Annotated in this window: 9 protein-coding genes and 1 tRNA gene; 9 read left to right on the top strand and 1 reads right to left on the bottom strand. The window is 40.2% G+C overall.

Features of this window, described 5'->3' with window-relative positions:
• From ACY2LT_RS07155 to ACY2LT_RS07135, 5 genes are all read left to right on the top strand, one after another.
• On the top strand, positions 1-312 hold the full coding sequence (locus tag ACY2LT_RS07155) for an FtsB family cell division protein (protein ID WP_491814817.1): 312 nt from the start codon (positions 1-3) through the stop codon (positions 310-312).
• On the top strand, positions 312-1250 hold the full coding sequence (locus ACY2LT_RS07150) for an ROK family protein (RefSeq protein WP_491814815.1): 939 nt from the start codon (positions 312-314) through the stop codon (positions 1248-1250). The genes ACY2LT_RS07155 and ACY2LT_RS07150 overlap by 1 nt, the downstream gene beginning before the upstream one ends.
• 45 nt (positions 1251-1295) lie before the next feature.
• Complete coding sequence (locus tag ACY2LT_RS07145) at positions 1296-1673, top strand: RidA family protein (protein WP_491814814.1); 378 nt, start codon at positions 1296-1298, stop codon at positions 1671-1673.
• 104 nt (positions 1674-1777) lie between these two features.
• Complete coding sequence (locus ACY2LT_RS07140) at positions 1778-2497, top strand: ComF family protein (protein ID WP_491814813.1); 720 nt, start codon at positions 1778-1780, stop codon at positions 2495-2497.
• Positions 2498-2584: 87 nt separating this feature from the next.
• Positions 2585-3259, top strand: a complete 675-nt coding sequence (locus ACY2LT_RS07135) for a hypothetical protein (protein ID WP_491814812.1) — start codon at positions 2585-2587, stop codon at positions 3257-3259.
• 78 nt (positions 3260-3337) lie between these two features.
• Here ACY2LT_RS07135 and mgtE read toward each other — a convergent pair whose 3' ends face one another.
• The gene (mgtE, locus tag ACY2LT_RS07130; RefSeq protein ID WP_491814811.1) at positions 3338-4717 is read right to left on the bottom strand and encodes a magnesium transporter; all 1380 of its coding nucleotides are present in this window, start codon (positions 4715-4717) and stop codon (positions 3338-3340) included.
• Positions 4718-5292: 575 nt separating this feature from the next.
• Here mgtE and ACY2LT_RS07125 point away from each other — a divergent pair.
• From ACY2LT_RS07125 to ACY2LT_RS07110, 4 genes are all read left to right on the top strand, one after another.
• Positions 5293-10779, top strand: a complete 5487-nt coding sequence (locus tag ACY2LT_RS07125) for a T9SS type A sorting domain-containing protein (protein ID WP_491814809.1) — start codon at positions 5293-5295, stop codon at positions 10777-10779.
• Positions 10780-11019: 240 nt separating this feature from the next.
• Positions 11020-11093, top strand: a tRNA-Arg gene (locus ACY2LT_RS07120).
• A 37-nt stretch (positions 11094-11130) separates the two neighbouring features.
• The gene (locus ACY2LT_RS07115) at positions 11131-11856 is read left to right on the top strand and encodes a tetratricopeptide repeat protein (RefSeq protein WP_491814807.1); all 726 of its coding nucleotides are present in this window, start codon (positions 11131-11133) and stop codon (positions 11854-11856) included.
• Between the two features lie 101 nt (positions 11857-11957).
• Complete coding sequence (locus tag ACY2LT_RS07110) at positions 11958-19979, top strand: YCF48-related protein (protein ID WP_491814806.1); 8022 nt, start codon at positions 11958-11960, stop codon at positions 19977-19979.
• The last annotated feature ends 9 nt before the right edge of the window (positions 19980-19988 follow it).

Genomic DNA, 19988 nt, shown 5'->3' with positions numbered 1-19988 from the left:
ATGTCGGACGAAGAAAAACAAACGCGGAGCAATGCCAGAAAGCGAAAATATACTTTCTGGCTTGTTTTGCTTTTAGTGTTGCTACTTGTTGTTTTTTCGGATTCAGGGCTTTATAAGCGTTTCCAACTTGAATTAGAAAAAACTGAAATGACTGAAAAAATTGAAAATGAAATGAAGCGAAAAGATTCGCTTAACACAAGAATTAAGCGATTGCTCTACGATACAACCGAAATTGAGCGGATTGCCCGCGAAAAATACGGTATGACCAAACCAAATGAAGAAGTGATTATTATCGAAAGAGAGAAAAAATAATGTATCTTGGTATAGATATTGGCGGAACAAGCATAAAGTCGGCAATATTGGATGACGAAAGTCTTGTTGCCCGGCGAACTATCCCGACAGAAGCCGACCAGGGCGTTGCAAATGTATTGATTAAACTGAGAACGCTTCTCAGGGAATATTTCGAGGAATACCCGAAAATTAAAGCCGTGGGGGTTGGTGTGCCCGGCGTAGTTGATTTGATGGGCAATGTGCTTGTTTCTCCGAATTTCCCTGACTGGAAAAATATTCCGTTGCTTAAATTTTTGCGAAACTATTCGGATGTGCCTCTGGCAGTGGAAAACGATGCCAATGCAGCAGCACTTGCCGAAATGCTTGAAGGGGCTGGCAGAGACCGTGATGCATTTATCTATGTTACGCTTGGAACAGGTGTTGGCGGTGCGATAATTTATCGCGGGGAACTATTCCGAGGCAGTAGCAGCGGAGCAGGTGAGATTGGGCACACTATCATCGATTATAATTGCCGCACAAAAACACGTTTCAAGTATCAGCAAGGCACACTCGAAGCATTTTTAGGGAAAAATTCTTTGATTTCGCTTGCAAAAGATGAAGCCGCAAAAGACACAGGCTCGAAATTGAATGCAAAAGACAATTTTGATGTTGTCGATATTTACAATTTTGCTCTCGAAGGCGACACCGCAAGCAGAAAAGTGCTTCAAAAAGCAGGAGAAATCTTAGGTTATGGATTGTCGAGTGCAATGAATTTGCTGGATATAAGCACTGTTATTGTTGGTGGCGGAGTTGCAAACGCAGGGGAAATGATATTCGATAGTGCAAGAAAAGCGATGCGCGGGCACTTGCTTCCACCACTTGCGGAGCAGTTTGAACTGCGAACTGCTCGGTATCTGAGCGAGACCGGAGTTCGCGGTGCAGCATTGCTTGGAAAATCTCTAATTGAAAATGATTTTTGATATATTTTCTAATTATAAATTATGAATTAATATCTGGAGGTTAAAATGAAAGAAGTTGTATTTTCGAAAGAAGCACCGGCACCGATTGGTCCTTACTCGCAAGCAATAAAAGCAGAAGGTAAATTTTTGTTCATTTCCGGTCAAATTCCATTTACTGCGGAAGGCAATTTAGCAGGCGATGATATTAAAACTCAAACTCATCAGGCAATAAAAAACATTATTGCTATTTTAAAAGAGGCTGGGCTTACTGTTAATAATGTTGTTAAAACAACAGTTCTGCTAAAAGATATGAATGATTTCACTGTGATGAACGAGATTTATAATGAATATTTCGGTGAAAGCAAGCCAGCTCGTGCTGCTTTTCAGGTGGCTCGTTTGCCGAAAGATGTATTGATTGAAATTGAAGCTATTGCTGTATTCTAATCTATTTTTTGCGGAGAGGTTGTTTGTTTTTCTGCTCAGACAAGTGGAAAAACAAACCTCTCTAAAATGTATTATTCAAGTTCCCGAGATTCTTTCCCAATACTATGGAAATCCTGAAAAAATTTGGTAGAACTGCTGCAAAATTCGCTTTATCAGGCAGAAATTTGCTATTCCCAGAGCATTGTTATGTGTGTGGAGAAAAGATTTCGGGCGATTTCGGGCAGATTGTCTGCCTGCGGTGCCGGGCGTCGATGCCGGTGCCGGAAAGCAGTGAGCAAACAATAAACAGGCTGGCAGAATTTCACGGATTTGACAATTTGAATTTTATCAATGTTTTTTGCTTGTTTTCCACGAGTGATGAATTCCCGTTCGAGCGATTAATCTATGCTTTGAAATACGGAGGCGTAACAAAGATTGGGCAGGTGTTCGGCACGATGCTGGGGGAATTGGTAAAGCAGAATACCGAAGTGAAATACGATTTTGTTGTGCCGGTGCCAATTCACCCGGCAAAGAAGCGAGAGCGCGGATATAATCAATCGGTTTATATTGCAAGAGCAGTATCCGAAGCGATTGGGAGCAATCTGGAATTGGATATAGCCCGACGAAAAGAATATACGTTTTCGCAAACTAAGTTGAGTGCAAGGGATAGAATTTTCAACGTCAAAAATATTTTCGAGGTTGTTCAAGCAGAAAAAGTAAAGAACAAAGTGATATTGTTAGTGGATGATGTTCTCACAACCGGCTCGACGCTAAACTCGCTTGCGGGAACTTTTCTCGATGCCGGTGCGCGGCGGATTGATGTAGCTGCATTGATGAGAGCATAAAATTGTTTCTTAAGTTTATAATTTTTTGATAAGTTTAAAGTTTGAAAAGAATGCAATTTGATTATTTTAATAATAATTGGGGTTAATATGATCAGAAAAACGATTTTATTGTTGGCAATTGTTGGAGTTATGTTGAGCGCCTGCACAAAGCAGGAATTTTCGAATGCAAATGTAATGAGCGAAAAAATTACTTTGCACAATCTACCTGAAATTGCTGAAAAAGTGAAAGCAGAACCAGCTTTGACAAAAGAAGAAGTGGAATTATTTGCAAACGGGCTTGTTCGCTTAGGGATTAATAAGGATTCAGTTATTGGGAAAACAGTGCTTGATATAATAAAGTCGCAAAAAGAATATGTTATGCAACAATCAAAAACTTTTTGCGAGGCAACAGCAAAACGCGTTGATTTAGCAATAAATCATAAGTTTGTATATGTTGGCTATCAGCCGCTTGAAAAGGACGGACAGCAACTTAATGTAATAATATTCGAAATAACTAATGTTTCAGATAAAGAAATACGCGTTGTAAAAGGCGAGTTAGATTTCTACACACCAGAAAACACATTGCTTAAAGCATACAATTTAGTAAGCGACCGCCCAATCAGAGCAGGAGAAACCCAACGCTTTGCTATGCCGTTTGTTCACGAAAGCACAAACCAAAGAGATGAAATATTCCGCAATTCGAAGAATTTGAGAGCTATCTGGATGCCATTGAGCATTGAATTTTCGGATGGCAGCAAAAAAGAAGTATTAGTGCAAAAGTAAAAAAAACTTAGAATTTTAAAAACGAGGCTGCCTGTGAACATACACAAGCAGCCTTGTTTATAATATTTGATTTTGTCTCTAAATTCCGAGCAGATATTTAGCGGTTGAGAAATAAATCAAAAGTCCTGTTATATCAACGATAGTGGTAAGTGCCGGGCTTGCAACAACGGCGGGGTCGAGCCTGAGCTTAGTGGCAACAAGCGGAAGCATTGCACCAATAAGAGTAGAAGTAATTACCTGTAATGACAGAGCAACAGCAATAACAATACTAACCTGCTGAAGCGAGAAATTCAGAGGCATTTCCGAATTGGATGAAAGGAAGACTACCTTTATCCACGATAGTATTCCTAATGCTAAAGCAAGAAGAAGAGAAATTCTGAATTCTTTCCAGATAACCTTGAAAAAATCACGGAAGGTAACTTCGCCCAGAGCTAAGGCACGCACGACTACTGTTGCGGACTGACTGCCGACGTTGCCGCCGGTATCAGCAACCATTGGCATATAAAGAGCCAAAATCATCAAATTCATTAAAGTATTTTCGAATGAATGAATAATCATACCGGGAACTAATCCGATAGCAGCAAGAGAGACAACCCAAACGGCTCTGTTTTTAAAGTGAGTGAAAACAGGGGTTTTGTTGTAGGCAGCAGCATCGTGAGCACCGGCGATAGCCATGAACTTTTCAAGGTCTTCTGTTTGTTCTTGTGTGATGATGTCGATAGCGTCGTCGTGAGTAACGATACCGACTAACACATTGTTTCCATTAACAACGGGGATAGCGATTAAGTCGTATTTCTGGATTTTGCGGGCAACTTTTTCCTGGTCTTCATCGATTGTAACATAGATAACATCTTTTTTCATAATGTCTTTAATTCTGGTGTTTGGGTGAGCCATAATCAAATCTGTAAGAGAAACGAACCCGATAAGTTGCCGTTTTTCATTAATAACATATATATAGAATATAGTTTCTTTTTGAGAAGCTTCTAACCGGATACGGCGGATTGCGTCTTCAACTGTGATATTGTCGGGGATGGCGACGTATTCCGAAGTCATAACGGAACCGGCGCTTCCTTCGGGATATTCGGCAAGGCGGCGAATATCTTCGCGTTCAGCTTGTGCGAGTAACGGAAGAATTAATTCCTGCTTTTCTTCGGGAAAACGTTTGAAAAGGTCGACGCGGTCGTCGGAGGACATTTCGGTGAGCAAATCAACAAGTTTGCTACGTTCGATGATTTCAGCGATATCAACCTGCATTTGCAGGTCCAAAAAGCTGAAGATTTCGGCACGGCGGTGCTTGTCGAAGAGTTCAATTATTTGCCAGGCTTCTTCTGGTTCGAGGGCGGAAATTTGTTCAGCAATTTCAGCGGAGTGCGCGTCGTCGAAAATTTCTTTGATTACATCGAATTCCTTAGCTTCGATAAGTTCTTTGAGCTCGGGAAGAATGATGATGTTTTGCATATTACCTCCACACTTTATGCGGAGATAGCAGCAAAAACCATCCCCGCAATTACATAATTACGTTAATTAACGAGATAACCCAACTGCCAGGATCATCAGATTTAGACATTTTTTTAATAGAATTGTGAAACATAAATCATACAAAATTATCAAAAATATTAATAAAACAGAAAGGAATTTTTGTAGTATTAAGCACTACAAATTGAAGTGGGACTTTACTACAATAAAATCACAAAAAGGACTATAAATTTTTAGAAAAAAAATCAATTATTTTGTATCAAGAAAAAATGTGTATTTAAAAACATCGCAAAAGCGATGCTTTCGGCAACCGTTGCTCTGTATCTCGCCGAAAAATTCAGCGAAAATGTCATCCCCTTGTTGAAAATTTTTTGCAGAGCAACGGTTTTTTTATTTTTATTTTTCATTTGTAACAATTTTATTATAAATTTGTTATAATTTTGTTATAATATCATTATATTTATTTCTTAAAAAATTGTTAATTTTAATGTAACTTGCTATTTGAAATTATTTAGTGAGCATAAAAATATATTTTGTTACTATTTGAGAGGTTATTAATGAGAAAATTTTTAAGATGGTTTAGCATTGTTGCAGTAGTGCTTTCAGTGCTTGCTGGGACTGTTCGTTCTCAAGAAATTCAGATTGGGACGGGGACAGTAACAAGTTTCTATCCATTCAATGACAATCCTGATGCAGCTTGCTTTTATTTATATACAGCTGCTGAAATTATTGGTGCAGGTGGAAATCCTGGATTAATCAGAGCATTCTCGATTAATGTAATTAGTCCTACTTATGCTTCTTATGCCGGATTTTCTATATACATGCAAAATACGACTTTATCGACGATAACAGGTCCGGTGGCATCGGGCTGGCAACTTGTTTATACAACTCCATCATATACAGTAACTTCGGCTGGGTGGAATAAGTTTAACTTCCAGGCAGATAATTACTTTAATTATACTGGTGGAAACTTATTAGTTAAGATCTGCTATAACAATTCAAACTATGGTGCTATTACAAATGTTTATGGAACTAATATTTCCGGTCGTGCTCACGTTCGCTATGGTGATGGAGATGGTTGCTCTGTTACATTTGCCGGGACAAGCGCAGGAACAGTGCCACGTCCGAATGCAAGAATAGAAATTCTCTCAAATCCTCAAATGACTGCTGTATATCCTCCGGGATCTACTGTACTTACTGCTGGTTCGGTTATTCCTTTTGAGAGCAATAATCATCCATCTGTAAATATCAAACGTGCTTCTATTCAACCGACTGTTTATGTAAGCTATGCAATTGTTGGTCCATCGACAAGTCCAAATCCGGATACAATATATATAGCAACAGCAGAAGGTGATTTGAACGTTACAAGAATTCCATTAACTATTGTTGGCGATCCAAACCCTGTTCGTTACCGTTTCACTCACGCAAAAGGTATTGCTGCTAACATAGATCCGTTGGAAGGTCCTACAGGTCAGCTTGATTTATCGAACCCTGGTATTTCAAGCGGTGAATATACTATCTACTCACGATTTGAGGTTGAAGGCAGACCTGATTTGACACAAGATTTCCAGCAAAAATTCTATATCGCTCTCCCTTGGGACTTAGTGGCTGTTGGTATTCCATTCCCATTGAAAAAAGAATTTGCAAAATATCCGCTTTCAGGAACAACTATTCCACTTGGGATAACTGTTCAGAATGCCGGTATTAACCCGGTGGATTCGTTCCGTGTTGAATGCCGTATCTATAAAGACAGTGTGTTGGTTTACCAACCACCAAACGTTCTTTGGGTAAACAAAACTGCTCCACTTCAACCGGGAACTAATACAACTATATACTTCCAGAACTTTGCTCCAACTGAAGTTGGCGAATATGAAGTTCGTGTAAGAGTGTATTTGCTGAACTCACAGGATTTGAATCCATCGAATGACTTCTTCCCTTCAACAGGTGGAACTCCGCATATTTTCAAAGTAACTTATGGAGTTGATGCAAAGCCGGACACACTGTATTCACCAACTGTCGACGATAACTACAAAATGCGTCCTCAACCTGTAGTCGTTAGAGTGCAGAACAATGGTTTCGAAGATATTTTCGGAGCATTAGCAACTGTTACTATTACAAACTCACAAGGTCAGGTAGTTTTCCAGGATCAGACTGATATTGATATTATTCCATCTACATTCCCACCATATAAAATTGTTCGTTTCCCGAATGAATTTGTTCCTACTGCTGCCGGAACATATACAGCAACAATAATGATAGACCACCCATCTGAGGGCAATCCGGTTGATAACACATATACAACTACATTTGTTGTGAAATCCGGCTTAGCAGGAACTTATAAAGTATGCTCGACTTGCTCTGGTAGCAATAATTTCACAAGTCTTGCCCAAGCATTCGATGAAATTTACAAGAAAGGTGTTACAAGCGAAGTAGTTCTGGAATTGGAAGATGACGTGTATGAATTAGGTAGTATTGATTTACAATATCCGGCACTTGATTTGAGAACAAAGATTATTGGTGCTTCCGAAAACGCTAAAATTATCATTCGTCCTTCGCAACAGAAAATGGCAAATCGTGCAAGCGTTGTAGTTAATCTATATAGTGCTTCGGGTATCGGCATTTTGTTCGGACAGAACCATAATCAGACTTCGGCTTTTGCTCCGATAAACTCTGTATTGAACGAACATAAAAACGACTATGCAACAAGCGATGGCTATATAGTATTCGACGGTGGTCCTCAAAAATCTTTAGTTTTCAAAATGCACACTCCTCCATCGGTAATGTTCCGTGCTCCGTTCTATTTTGGCAATGGTTCCCGTAATATTACAGTTAAGAACTGTATCGTTGATGGAGAAAGCACAACAACATCGTATGCATCGAGCTTGCCAAACGTTAAATTTGAATTTGTTGCAGACCGCAGTTTATATACATTCGAAGAAAATGTTCGCACTGCCGGCACATATTCCGCTGGCTTTGTGTTGAGAAACACTCCTCCGTTCTTTGCAAGCACTCAAAGCAACTATTACAACCTGGATACTGTTAACATTAATAATATAGTTATCGAAAACAACGAAATAACAAAATTCGGATACGGTATCGTTTCTCTTGGCTTAGGTGTTTTGGATAAAATCAGGGGACCAGAAGTAACAATTACTAAGTACTTCAATAATAATAATAAGTTTATCAAGAACAAAATTTATAATGTAGGGCGTGCTGGTATTTTTGTAGGTTACGAAGAAAATACATTGATAGCTCAGAACCGTATATATAATATTAATGCTACTACAAGCGATGCAGCTGGTGTTATTGTAGGTGGCGAAGACAAAGCAGGATTTTTGGGTTACTACAATAACAATATCAGAATTGACGGTAACGAAATCAGCGATATTAAATCATCGTTTATTACTTTTGGTGTGAAAATCGAACAAGCGTCTTACACATTGCAAGAAGGTGTTAGCCGCACTCAATTCTTCCCGAAAGACAAAGAAAAATTTGTCGTTGTCAATAATATGCTCTACGACCTGAAAGTTAATAATGCTGATGCTCACATTGCTGGTATTTATATGGCAACTGCCCGCGATCTGAATGTGCCCAACTTCAACGATAGAATTTTGGCACCGGCAAAACCTGGCTTCTTTACACGTGAAGACAAGATTGTCAATAATACTATTATTATTCCAAACGATGAGTTTGAAAACACTGGTAACATAGCTGGTATTGCTGTGATGCAGAACAAAGATTTAATTATGGGCAACAACGCAATTTCGATTTTGGACAATAATATTGCAAGCTCAGTTGCTACAAAAGCAGCTGTATTCTATTACAATGAAAAACCAAAAGAAGACGGAACTAAAATTGAACGCAATGCATTCTGGCTTGCCGAAGGAATCGACTACTACCGCTATATTGAAGTTGATGTAGAACGCAATTTGCTTACTCTTGGATTCACTGGTGAATTCAAAACATTGAACCAATGGAGATACTGGACTGGCTGCGATATTTATTCTGTGGACTACAACTTCCTGCAAGACCACGAAATAGTTGGCTCTAATCCCGGCAATCTCAGAGTTAAAACAAACCCAACTCCTATTAACTCCAAGATTAACAATCGTGGTGCAAGATATGATATATTAAGTTATGATATTGATGGCAACTTGCGTGGATTTTCAAACCAGCGTTACGACATTGGAGCTTGCGAATTCAATGGCAGATTGCTGAATAACGATATTGAAATCCACTCGATTATTGCTCCTGGCGCTTACCAAGATCTACGTTCAGCTTCACTCTTTAACGATGCTGAATATATAATGACTCAGGCACCGGTTGAAGTAAAAGCAATTGTTCGCAACAATGGTAATATGCTTCAGGCTGCTGCCCGATTCAAAGTTGAAATCTTCCGTGAAGATACATTAGGCAACTTCGTTATTCCGGCAGTTGCTCCAAAAATTGTAACTGCTCAGATTAGTCCGACAGATGATGCAGTTGTTACATTCGGCTTAGGCGATGGCAAGGATAACGACGACTTTATTCCGCTTACATACTCGCAAGTTGTTGGATATAATCCTCCTCAACATTTCACAACAATGTTGCCAAACGTTACTCCTCGCTACAGAATCAGAATAAGCCTTGCTCAGGCTGATGAAATGACATCAAACAATGTATTGGAAGACAAAATCGTTCGCTTCTATCTGAAACGTGCTAAGCTCGATCTGCTTCTTTCAGTAGAAAACAGCTTTGTTCAGATTGATACAGTTTCGGACCCGACACCTGTTCAGATGGATCAAATCGCAGGTCGTTTGAATGCAGATACCTTGATTGCTGCATTCCAGAGAATCGGCTGGTTCCAGATGAAGGGCGAAGCAGACCACGACTTTGATATTTTCGACCGTCGCGGTTGGGAAGAACGTTCAGTGAACTACACAATGTATCGTTCGCTCTTCTTTGGTGATGCTCACGATAAAATGTATTCAACATATACAATTGGCGATATTTTGAAATTCCTGAACAAAGGAAAACTCAACGATAAGAGCAACTTTATCATTGCAAGTCAGGAAGTTGTCCGCCAGAATGGTATTCCTCAATACCTTGATGGTACATACTTCACAGAAAAAGTATTGAGAGCAACTCCAAAAGAAACACGTCCATTCGACACATTGTCTGTTGTTCGTGGTTTCGCAATAGCTCGCAATATTGATTTTGTAGCAGTTCCGACTGGCTTCCTTGGCGACCCGAATCCTGTTGGTGATGTTGTGAATATGACAGAAAGCGGTATTGGTGTGGCACGTGTTGGTATGTATTACATAGACCCGGTCGATGTAATGTTTGACCAGAAACTTATGTGCGTTGCAACTTCGTCCTTATTCACAAACGTGATTTACTTCGGGCTCGACTGGAGACACTTCCCGACGGCTGATGCTCTCATTCGTGCTTCGATGGACTTTGTTCAGAACAACGGCGGAACAATTATTCCAATCGAACTGTTCTCATTCGATGCAAATGCTGTCGGCAGACGCGTTGAACTTAACTGGGTAACTGCTTCAGAAGTTAATTCATCCAGATTTGACATCGAAAAAGCAAAAGTTAGTGAGTTAGGTATCGGTGCATTCTCGAAAATTGATGAAGTTAAAGCAAAAGGCAATTCAGCAGTTGCAACAGAATATGGACCAGTTATCGACAGAAGCGTTTCTGCTGGCAAATCATACGCATATAGATTAAAGATGATCGACCAAAACGGTGAATTCTCATACAGCAACACAAGAGTTGTTACAATTGATGGCGAAGGTGCTTTTGAAGTATCCGCAATTTCACCAAATCCAGCAAAAGATTACGCTTACGTTTCGTTCTATTCACCATCGGAAGGCTCGGCAATAGTAGAAATCTACAATATTGCCGGAAGCAAAGTATTTGCTGAATCGTTCAACGCTATTTCTGCTGGTGAAAATCAGTTGAAATTAGACCTCAGAAGTTTGACTGCTGGTAGCTTCACTGTTGTTGTGAGTGTTGGCAATCATTCAACTACAACAACACTAAAAGTAGTGAAATAGTGTAGATTAATGATACAGAAAAGGGAGTTATAGCAAAATATAGCTCCCTTTTCTTTTCGTTATAATAGTGTCAGATTTGTGTGTAAAAAATCTGACAGTGTTAAAAAATTAGTCAATAATTTGTGGAAAAATTTTTAGAAAATTTGAAATTAGAGATAAAAAGAATTATAAAAACTTGGTAGAAAAATTCAATAATAATATATTTGTATGCCAAAGGGTCGAATAGTTTCACTTTGTTGAGCGCCCGTAGCTCAATTGGATAGAGTGTTGGATTCCGGTTCCAAAGGCTAAGGGTTCGAGTCCCTTCGGGCGTGCGAAAAAAATTAGTATCATTAATAAATTTAAGGATTTATGAGCGACAAGATTAACAACAAAAACGAACAAAGTTTAGACGACGAACTTGAAAATCAGGTTCAGGAAGAAGGCGGCGAGGTAAGTTTTATTCAAAAGTATGGTAAATTAATAGCAATAGCAGCTGTTGCAGTAGTGGCAATAGTCGCTGTTGCATATTATTTTACATATACAAGCAATAAGAATAAAGAAGAAGCAGCTCTGGCGCTTTCGAGAATCAGACCATATTTCGACAAGGAAGAATACGCTCGCGCATTGTTTGGAGGCGATTCGGTTCCCACAGTGCGAGGCGAGAAAGTATTAGGACTTGTGAAAATTGTTGAAGAGTATTCATCAACTCCGTCCGGGGCAATTGCTGCGTTGCTTGCCGGCGAGGCATATCTTGCATTGGACAAAGTTTCTGAAGCACGCAAATACTTTGAAATTGCCACAAAAGCAAAATCAGACGAAGTTGCAAAGGGCGGTTATGCCGGACTTGCTGTTTGCAGCGAAAAGAACAATAATTTAAGCGGAGCAGCAGAAAACTACGAAAAAGCATCAGAATTAGCAATAGACCCAACATCGAAGGGGCGCTATCTGCTGTTTGCCGGAATTTGCTACGCACGAATGGGAGAAAAAGACCGCGCAATAGAACATCTTACGATGATTGCAAAAAATCGAGATTATGCTGAGTTTGCAAATGCTGCAAAAATTGAATTGGCACGACTTGGCACGATTATTGAGTAAAAGCGATTTATGTATAATAATAATTTATATAATGCAAAATGACTATAGATTTTCTAAGTAACATAGATTTTATAACAAAATTTTCACATTTTGGAGGTAACATGCAACGATTTTTTCGTATGAGTTTCTTGGCAGCGTTACTATGCATATTCCTTGGCGTTGAAGGGTATGCACAGTTGCCAACTGCTTACGCTTCCGGCAGCATCGCTCCCGGAGAAGTAAGAGTGTTCCAAAGAGACTCAATTTACGTAATCAACAAAAAGCTTGTTGTCGGCGGTACTCTTATTATCGAACCCGGGACAACAGTAAAATTCTTTGACAACGGCTGCTTAATCGACTCAACTGGCGGTCGTATCATTGCTGACGGTTTCGCTCGTATTACTTACGATCAAACCGCAGTTCCTGATCCAGTATCTGCATATCCAGCTAACTTAGGTGGCTTTGGTTATGCTGATATGCGTTATTTCTTATACGATGATGGTGTAAAAAGAACATTATCGTATAATACAAGACGTGATGCAACTGTTAATCCAAGCAAATACAACCATATTTTCAACGTTGTATTGGATACTCTTGCTCGCAAGCTTGTAAACTTAGATCCTAACAATTTGCCTACAGACCCACGTTATGTGATTGTTCCTTTTGAATATGCAATCGCATTCCAGGCAGCTCGCTTATACTTAAATCCAGAAAGCGATCCAAACCTTAAAACATCACCTTGGAAGAGATTCGGTGGTGCTGATGTTCCATTTACTCAGTCAAGAATTCGTTTCATTGGTCAGCCAGTGAACAATTTCTCGCGTGAATGGGGACATATCGTAGTGCTTCCGGGCGCTCGCGCTGCTTTCTTCCGCAATGTAGTATTTGAAAACTTCAAAAAAGATACAACTGTTGACCGTCATCCATACTATGCTCAAAGCGACCTTCCAGGTTTGAACTCATTTGAATACAACGCATTGATGAACAGAATTAAGAATTTGGCAAATGGTGCTGGCGGTGCTTTGACTACTTTCTCTTCAAGAACCTGGCTTATCAACGTAACATTCAAAGATAATACAGCTCGCGTTCGTGGCGGTGCTTTGCAAATCTTGCAAGCTCCGGAAGGCTACCCGGTTTATAACACTCCAACTGCTTACTATCCGGCTGGCAAAAACCCACAAATTACTGACCGCGATGGAAATCTTTCTGAAATCAATTCAACATATAAAATTCCATTAATTGATAATATTGACGATCCAGCTGCTGAACCACTTCTCGACCGTGAACGTATGGCTTGGGACGATGCTCGTATAGCAGTTTACTTAGGTCGTGTACGTAATATTAAATTCGACAGAAACAAAGTAATTCTTGCAAAAGTTGGACAAAAATTTACAAATACAGTTCCTCCTGTTCCTGTAATAGGTGAGCTTACTGACGTAGCAGCAGATTATCCGTTCGCTTATGGCAACAAAGCATTCGGTGGTGCTCTCTACATTGCTGGCAATGATGCAGATGAAAATCGCCGTATGGAAATTGCTTTAGGTTTGAATGATAAATTGCTCATCAACGGAAATGTTGTTGAATTAGATCCTGGTTATAACGACGCTTTGGAAGTAACTAACAACGAAGCATTGAACTATCAGGAGCATACGAGTTCATTCGGTGCTCGTGGTGGTGCAATTTATGTTGGTGCTAACACAAGCATTATTTTCAGCGGTAAATTCGAAAACAACCAAACTAAAGCTCCATTCCTTGTAAGTGCAAACAATGCTGAATCTGGCAACGGATTCTTCTCGATGGGTGGTGCTATATTTGCTGAAAACACATTGAACCGCATCCAAATTCGCGGCGGTCAGCGTGAAGCAATCAAAGTAAGATCAGATGTTGATGCTGAATTGACAATTGCTAATCAAACATACTTTGTAAACAACCAAGCTGGTGCTGGTGGTGCAATTTATGTTGATGGCAATGTTTATAATTTAGTTTCTCCTGTAATCGGTGGTCACGACAACACATGGAACACACGCGATTACGGTTTTGATATTAAATTTGTAAACAACGTTGCTTCATCATTTGGTGGTGCAATTTATTCTAAGAGAAATACAATCATCACTGGTGCCGGTGGCGTTAATGGTACATTGCAATACTACGGCGGCAAATATCCGGTTATCTTCCAGAACAATAAAGCCGGATACTATGGTGGCGCTCTTGCATTCAACATTCCAAATAATGTTGGAATGGATCCATTCAAACGCTTAATCCAGGTTGTTCGCGCTAACTTCGACGGAAACGTTGTAGGTGAAGGCGTTGCAGACGTTAATAAACCAGACATCCGTGGTGGTGGTGCTATTTATTCGCTCAACGGCGACTTGAACTTAGTAAAAGGTTCACTCTTTATCAATAATAAAGTATATAATGGTAATGGTGGTGCAATTGCACTTGCAAACCCAATTACTACAATACATAAGATTTTCGTAACTGACCTCGATATAGTTCAATACGATATGTATGATGCCAAAGATGGCTTTGCTATTGGTTACAAATCAGTAAATGATCCATTTACTTTCTCAAATGGACCAATTGTTGCTGACGTTCGTATGCTTACTCGCTTCCTCGACAACACAATCATTCTTGATGATAGTGTAATCGACACACAAATGGGAAGCGGAACAACTCAAATTGGAAAAGGCACTCCTCTTCCAAGTGACCACATTAACGCTATCTACTGGCTCGATAATAAAGAAGGTTATGCAGTTGGCAACAACGGTATGATCGTTAAATTCAGCAACGGCGGTGCTAAATGGGACTTTATGCCATCCAACACTAACGTTGATTTGAAAGATATTTACTTCACAACTGATGATATTGGCTACGCAGTTGGTGCTTACACAACAATCTTGAAGACAACAAACAAAGGACAAACTTGGACAAAACTAAGTGTTCCATCAATCACAAACGATCCTAAGATTAATGATATATTGTTCGTTGGCACACAAGTAGGTTATGCAGTTGCTGACGAAGGTTATATTTTGAAGACTATAGATGCTGGCGCAAGCTGGACAGTTACACGTCCTGCTACCCGCAACCTTCAATCAGTTGCCTGGGTTGGCGTAAACAAAGGCTATGCAGTTGGCGACAGAGGCTTAATCCTCTACACAACTAACGGCGGCGATAACTGGGATGTCCAGATTATGCCAGGTCTTACTTCAGACTTGAACTATATTATGTTCAGAAGCACTTCAATTGGTTTTGCTGCTGGCAAAGCTGGTGTTATGATTAAAACAACTGACGGTGGCAATACTTGGGACTTCGTAAATAGCGGAACAGACCAAGAACTTAGATCAATATTCTTCTATGGTCAAAGTATTGGTTATGCAGTTGGTTCAAGTGGTACTATCGTTAAAACAACAGACGGTGGTAACAACTGGGCTGCTCTCTCATCCGGAACTACAAATACACTCAATAGCGTATACTTTGTAAATAACAACGAAGGTTTCGTATCAGGTAACGTTGGATTGTTGCTTGCAACAAAAGACGCTGGTGCAACCTGGTCGCAAGTAACACCTGCTGATATGGCTCTTATCGATGTTAAACGTTGGCACAAAGAAACTAACCTTCCAGAAAACGGCGTTGGTCTTGGTGGTGCAATCTATTTAATAGATAAAGCAAGCCTCGACAGAACTAACCGCATTGATACAGTATTGTTCAACCGCGTTAGAATTCAAAACAACGTTGCATTTACTGGTTCTGCAATATATTCAGATAACTTCGATCTTAAACTTATCTTTAACCGCTCACTTGTAACTGGCAACAAGACAGACGAACGCAATACAATTGGCTTGAGCCAGAACTACATTAGTGGTCCGGTAATGAAAGATGCTTCTAACACAACAGTTGGCAACTTTGCATCATCAGATTTAGCTCCTGCAACAATCTATGGTGAAGTGCAAGGTCCATTGCCATCATATCTTTTCAGTGAAGCTGCAAACTCATTCTATGGCAACACTGCACGCTTTATGATCCGTCTGCCGGACGCTCCAAATACTAAAGGTGTTCTTGCCGGAACTACTGGTATCGGTGCTGGCGGTACAGACACATTGCGCGGCAACTACTGGGGTCATACAGAAGCTAATGTTCTTTTGAACATTGAAAACAATCACAATTCACCTGAACTTGCAAGAATGGAAACATTCTTTGTAAATATTGCCCCAGCTGACCAGTACAATGTAGTAAATGCTGATGCTAACTATCTGCCATTCTTGTTCCAAACTACTTCAGACCCAAGAACTCAAGGTCCATTCGAATCAATTGGAAAATACAACTACACTCCAATTGTTCTCAAAAACGGACAAGATGAAAACACAGTTGGCGAAAACAGCATTGCTGAAAAATACTTAATGAGCGGTCATATCTATGATATTTATGATAAAGGAACAGACATTAAGACAGCTGACTATACTAAACGCCGTATGAGCCCAATTGAAGACTTTGCAGTTGGTATTGCTCCAAAAGTTAAGAGATATGATGCTGCAAACACTCCATCTAATGGTAAATATGTAAAACGCTACTTGCGCGATCCATTCGCAGTAGAAGCACGCGACGACCAAGGCAACTTGAAGTATCCATTCCTTGCACAAGTTCAAGGCGAATGGAAACCAGATGAAACTGGTCGCTACTACCATCCAATTGGTTACCCATTGTTCCTCGAAACAATGATTGATTACAACAATGGCGAAGTTGAAAAGAACAACCACGACACAAGAATGCTCAATGAATCAGTATTCTTTGTAATCAACGAAACAACTGGCGACTATATTCGCGTAAACTTCAAGCAAGTTGGTGAAGATGCAGCTCGTCGCGAAATCTTCCGCGCAAGAGTTGAATTAGTACCAGACTCAACAAATAGAAATCCAAATTCATCAATCAGAAGAAGTGCTGAAGGTCTCTTGAACCTTGGTTCGAATGGCTTGTATCCATTTGCTCCATATTCAAACCCAGTTCTTCTTGAAAAATTATATCGTGATGCATACAACGAAGATGCTGCAGCATTGCAAGGACGTAAATACCACGCAGATTCAAACGCTTTAGCAAAAGTATTCGATCTGTTCAGCAACCGTCCATCAATGCCAGAAAACAACAGAACATATGTTGCAACTACTCCTGTTTCCAACACTACTTACTTTGCTGGCGAACGCTACAGAGCACTCCCAGTTGATACAGGCGACGTAGTACGCATTATTTCACGTACAGTTCTATGGCGTGAAGGCGTATTGGCTGCATACAATGATGGTATTGTATTCAAAGTAACTCGCTCAACAATGCCACCGGTATTCACTGGCGATCTTGCTCGCTTAGCTCAGGACACAGTAAGAAAGATTGTTGATTCTGAATTCAATCCGGGTCAGAAAGATACATTAATTATCACTGACTTTATCAACAAGATATTTGTAACAGAAGATAGATCATATCCAGCACCTCTTGGCACTTACACTGGTCGTGGATACGATCGTGGTCGTGATTCTATCTTGACAGTAACTGCAATTGATAGCAACAAATTCTACGATCCTCGCTCATTGCTCTATCCAGATCAATACTCCAACTTGCTCTATAACTGGTTGGTAGATGACAATTCCGGTATTAAGAGATGGATGTTGGTTGATACATTAGCAGCTACTTATCAAAAAGATAATGCAAGCGGCTACTTTATGTTCAAAGGTCAACCACTTAACCCATACGTAGTGCCAGGCGGCGAAGATCTCTATCTCGAAGTTCGTAACTTCCCACCACACTACCGTAGCGTAGATGTATTGAAAGCATTGAATGTGCCACAAGACACAATTGATCAGTTTATTAATATATTCCCGAAATATATTAGCAATTCGATCTATGATATTGAAAATGCACGTTACTTGCAACAAGATACAATCGACTTTGCTTCGAACTACTTAACTCGCCAAGCTGTAAAAGTATTTGTTGTCGATAGCGCTCCACGTTTCTTAGAGCCCGGCTCAAGTCTTGGTTCAGCTATGGTTAAAGTAGATAAGAATACAAGCGATTTCGTAATGAAAGACTACGTTCCATCAGTTTACACTTGTGGAAAGACTGCAACTGGCAAACTTAAAGCAAATCTAACTGACAGATTACGCTTCAAAGTAGACTTCAACACAGACGACGAATTAGAAGATAGCTGGGCATTGGATTGGGATTACCGCTATGGCAGAACTTCATATGGATTTATGAACATAGCTATGCGTGGTGGTGATACTCCTGATACAGTAGTATTCGGAATGAAACAATTACGCCCATTGTGGATGTCCAACCAATATATGGTTAAATACGACAACCCAACAGTTGCAGATCCTTATGGATTTGACTTCCTCTCGAAAGGTCAGTTGCATTACAGCATCGACAGAACTACTGCATTGGGTCTGTTGAGACGTAACGATCAAAATACTACATCGTTAGTAAACGATACAGTATTTGCAATAGTTGCGAACGACGGACACGGTGGTGTAACTGAGAAATTAGTTGATGTATATATTAACTATGCTCCGGAAATACTAACTGATGCATTGCCAGATGCGCAAGAAGGTATTGATTATAACTTATCAATGCTGGATAGCACAAGAATAGTGAAAGCATTTGATGCTAACACTGGCGAACGCCTAAGATTTGAACTTGCTTATGATACATATCCATCAGATTCAATCTACGTAGATCCTTGCTTCCCAGAAGCTGGTAAGATTTACGTTGAAAGAAAGACACCTAAATGGTTGAAGATTAATGCAGAAAGCGGCTTGCTCTATGGAACTCCTGGTATGCAGGACGCTCCAAAAGATGAAAAAGTAACTATTATTGTTACCGACGAAAATGGATTGCCTGCAGTTAAAACTCTCAACCTGAAGGTTCTCCCGATGAACCATACACCTGAACTTTCAGGCGTTCCAGCAGTAGAGTGCGTCGATCAAGGCGAACCTTGGGAAACATATATTACATTGAAAGACTTAGACCTTGCTCGTACAAACTCTGACGAATTAATTACTTTAACTTTGGTTAAACCAAGCGATCCAACTAAGCTCAATATTACTCCATCATCAATTCGTGGACCATTGAGCAAAGCTGACACAACAATTCGTATCTGGACAAACAACTTTAACCTCAACCGCGATCCTGACGGTAAGGTAACTATCCGCATCGAAGCTCGCGACAAAGCTGGTAAAGTTGCTGTTCTTGAATTCAGATTACAGCTCTCATTGCCAACAGACTTCTTAGTACCAGTAACAGTTGAAAACGCAAATGGTGCTAACCAAACTCTCGTATTCGGTACTGCACAAAATGGAGCAACTACTGGCGACGGAACTGATGGAAACGATGTTGGTGCAATAGACTATGACCTCTGCGAATTCGAAATTCCTCCATATCCACCAAACGACGTATTTGATGCTCGCTGGTCAATTCCATCACGTAATGGTTTGCACCGCAATATCTATCCAAGAGCATTGACTGGTCAAAGTGGTGAAAGAGTATACCGCGGACGCTTCCAGGCTGGTGGCGAAAGAACAACCGGCAGTGGCTCACTCCTCTACCCGGTTACTATTACCTGGCCAAAGAGTGCAGTTCCTGCTAAGAATGATCCTGTTAACCCAACAGGCGCAAGCTGGTACATCCGCGATGCTTACTCAAACGGTAACTTGTTCTCAGTTGATATGAAGACAGGTGCAGTAAGAAACAGCCAGAACGTAATTGTTGAAAGCTCAGTTACAGGCAACCCTGACTTGGCTCGCATTACTATCCTTTCCGACGCTATCGATGCCTTCATCATTATCTATGATATGGCTACAAGCGTTGATGGACAAAACGATGTTACTGAATCACGTATAAATAACGTTTCACCAAACCCAGTAAGAGCTGCTACTAACATTAACTTCAGCATTGCTAACGCTACAAACGTTACAATGGAAGTATTCGATAACCTCGGCAATAAAGTTGCTACAATTATCAATGCTCCATACAATGCTGGTAACTACAACGTAGAATGGAATGCAGTTGATGTGAAAGGTTCGCTCTTACCAAGCGGTACATACAACGTAAGATTGGTAGCCGGTGAATCAGTATCAGTCTTCCCGGTTGTTGTAGTAAGATAATATGTCGTC

It is taken from the genome of Eximiradius proteiniborus (assembly GCF_058546985.1).
The sequence above is the reverse complement of the archived record's forward strand: the minus strand, read 5'-3'. Positions and strand labels throughout refer to the sequence as shown.

Bases quoted from the DNA above. Each gene is read 5' to 3' on its own strand.
- ACY2LT_RS07125 (WP_491814809.1), top strand. From the start codon at position 5,293: ATGAGAAAATTTTTAAGATGGTTTAGCATTGTTGCAGTAGTGCTTTCA.
- mgtE (WP_491814811.1), bottom strand. From the start codon at position 4,717: ATGCAAAACATCATCATTCTTCCCGAGCTCAAAGAACTTATCGAAGCT.
- ACY2LT_RS07155 (WP_491814817.1), top strand. From the start codon at position 1: ATGTCGGACGAAGAAAAACAAACGCGGAGCAATGCCAGAAAGCGAAAA.
- ACY2LT_RS07115 (WP_491814807.1), top strand. From the start codon at position 11,131: ATGAGCGACAAGATTAACAACAAAAACGAACAAAGTTTAGACGACGAA.
- ACY2LT_RS07110 (WP_491814806.1), top strand. From the start codon at position 11,958: ATGCAACGATTTTTTCGTATGAGTTTCTTGGCAGCGTTACTATGCATA.
- ACY2LT_RS07135 (WP_491814812.1), top strand. From the start codon at position 2,585: ATGATCAGAAAAACGATTTTATTGTTGGCAATTGTTGGAGTTATGTTG.
- ACY2LT_RS07145 (WP_491814814.1), top strand. From the start codon at position 1,296: ATGAAAGAAGTTGTATTTTCGAAAGAAGCACCGGCACCGATTGGTCCT.
- ACY2LT_RS07150 (WP_491814815.1), top strand. From the start codon at position 312: ATGTATCTTGGTATAGATATTGGCGGAACAAGCATAAAGTCGGCAATA.
- ACY2LT_RS07140 (WP_491814813.1), top strand. From the start codon at position 1,778: ATGGAAATCCTGAAAAAATTTGGTAGAACTGCTGCAAAATTCGCTTTA.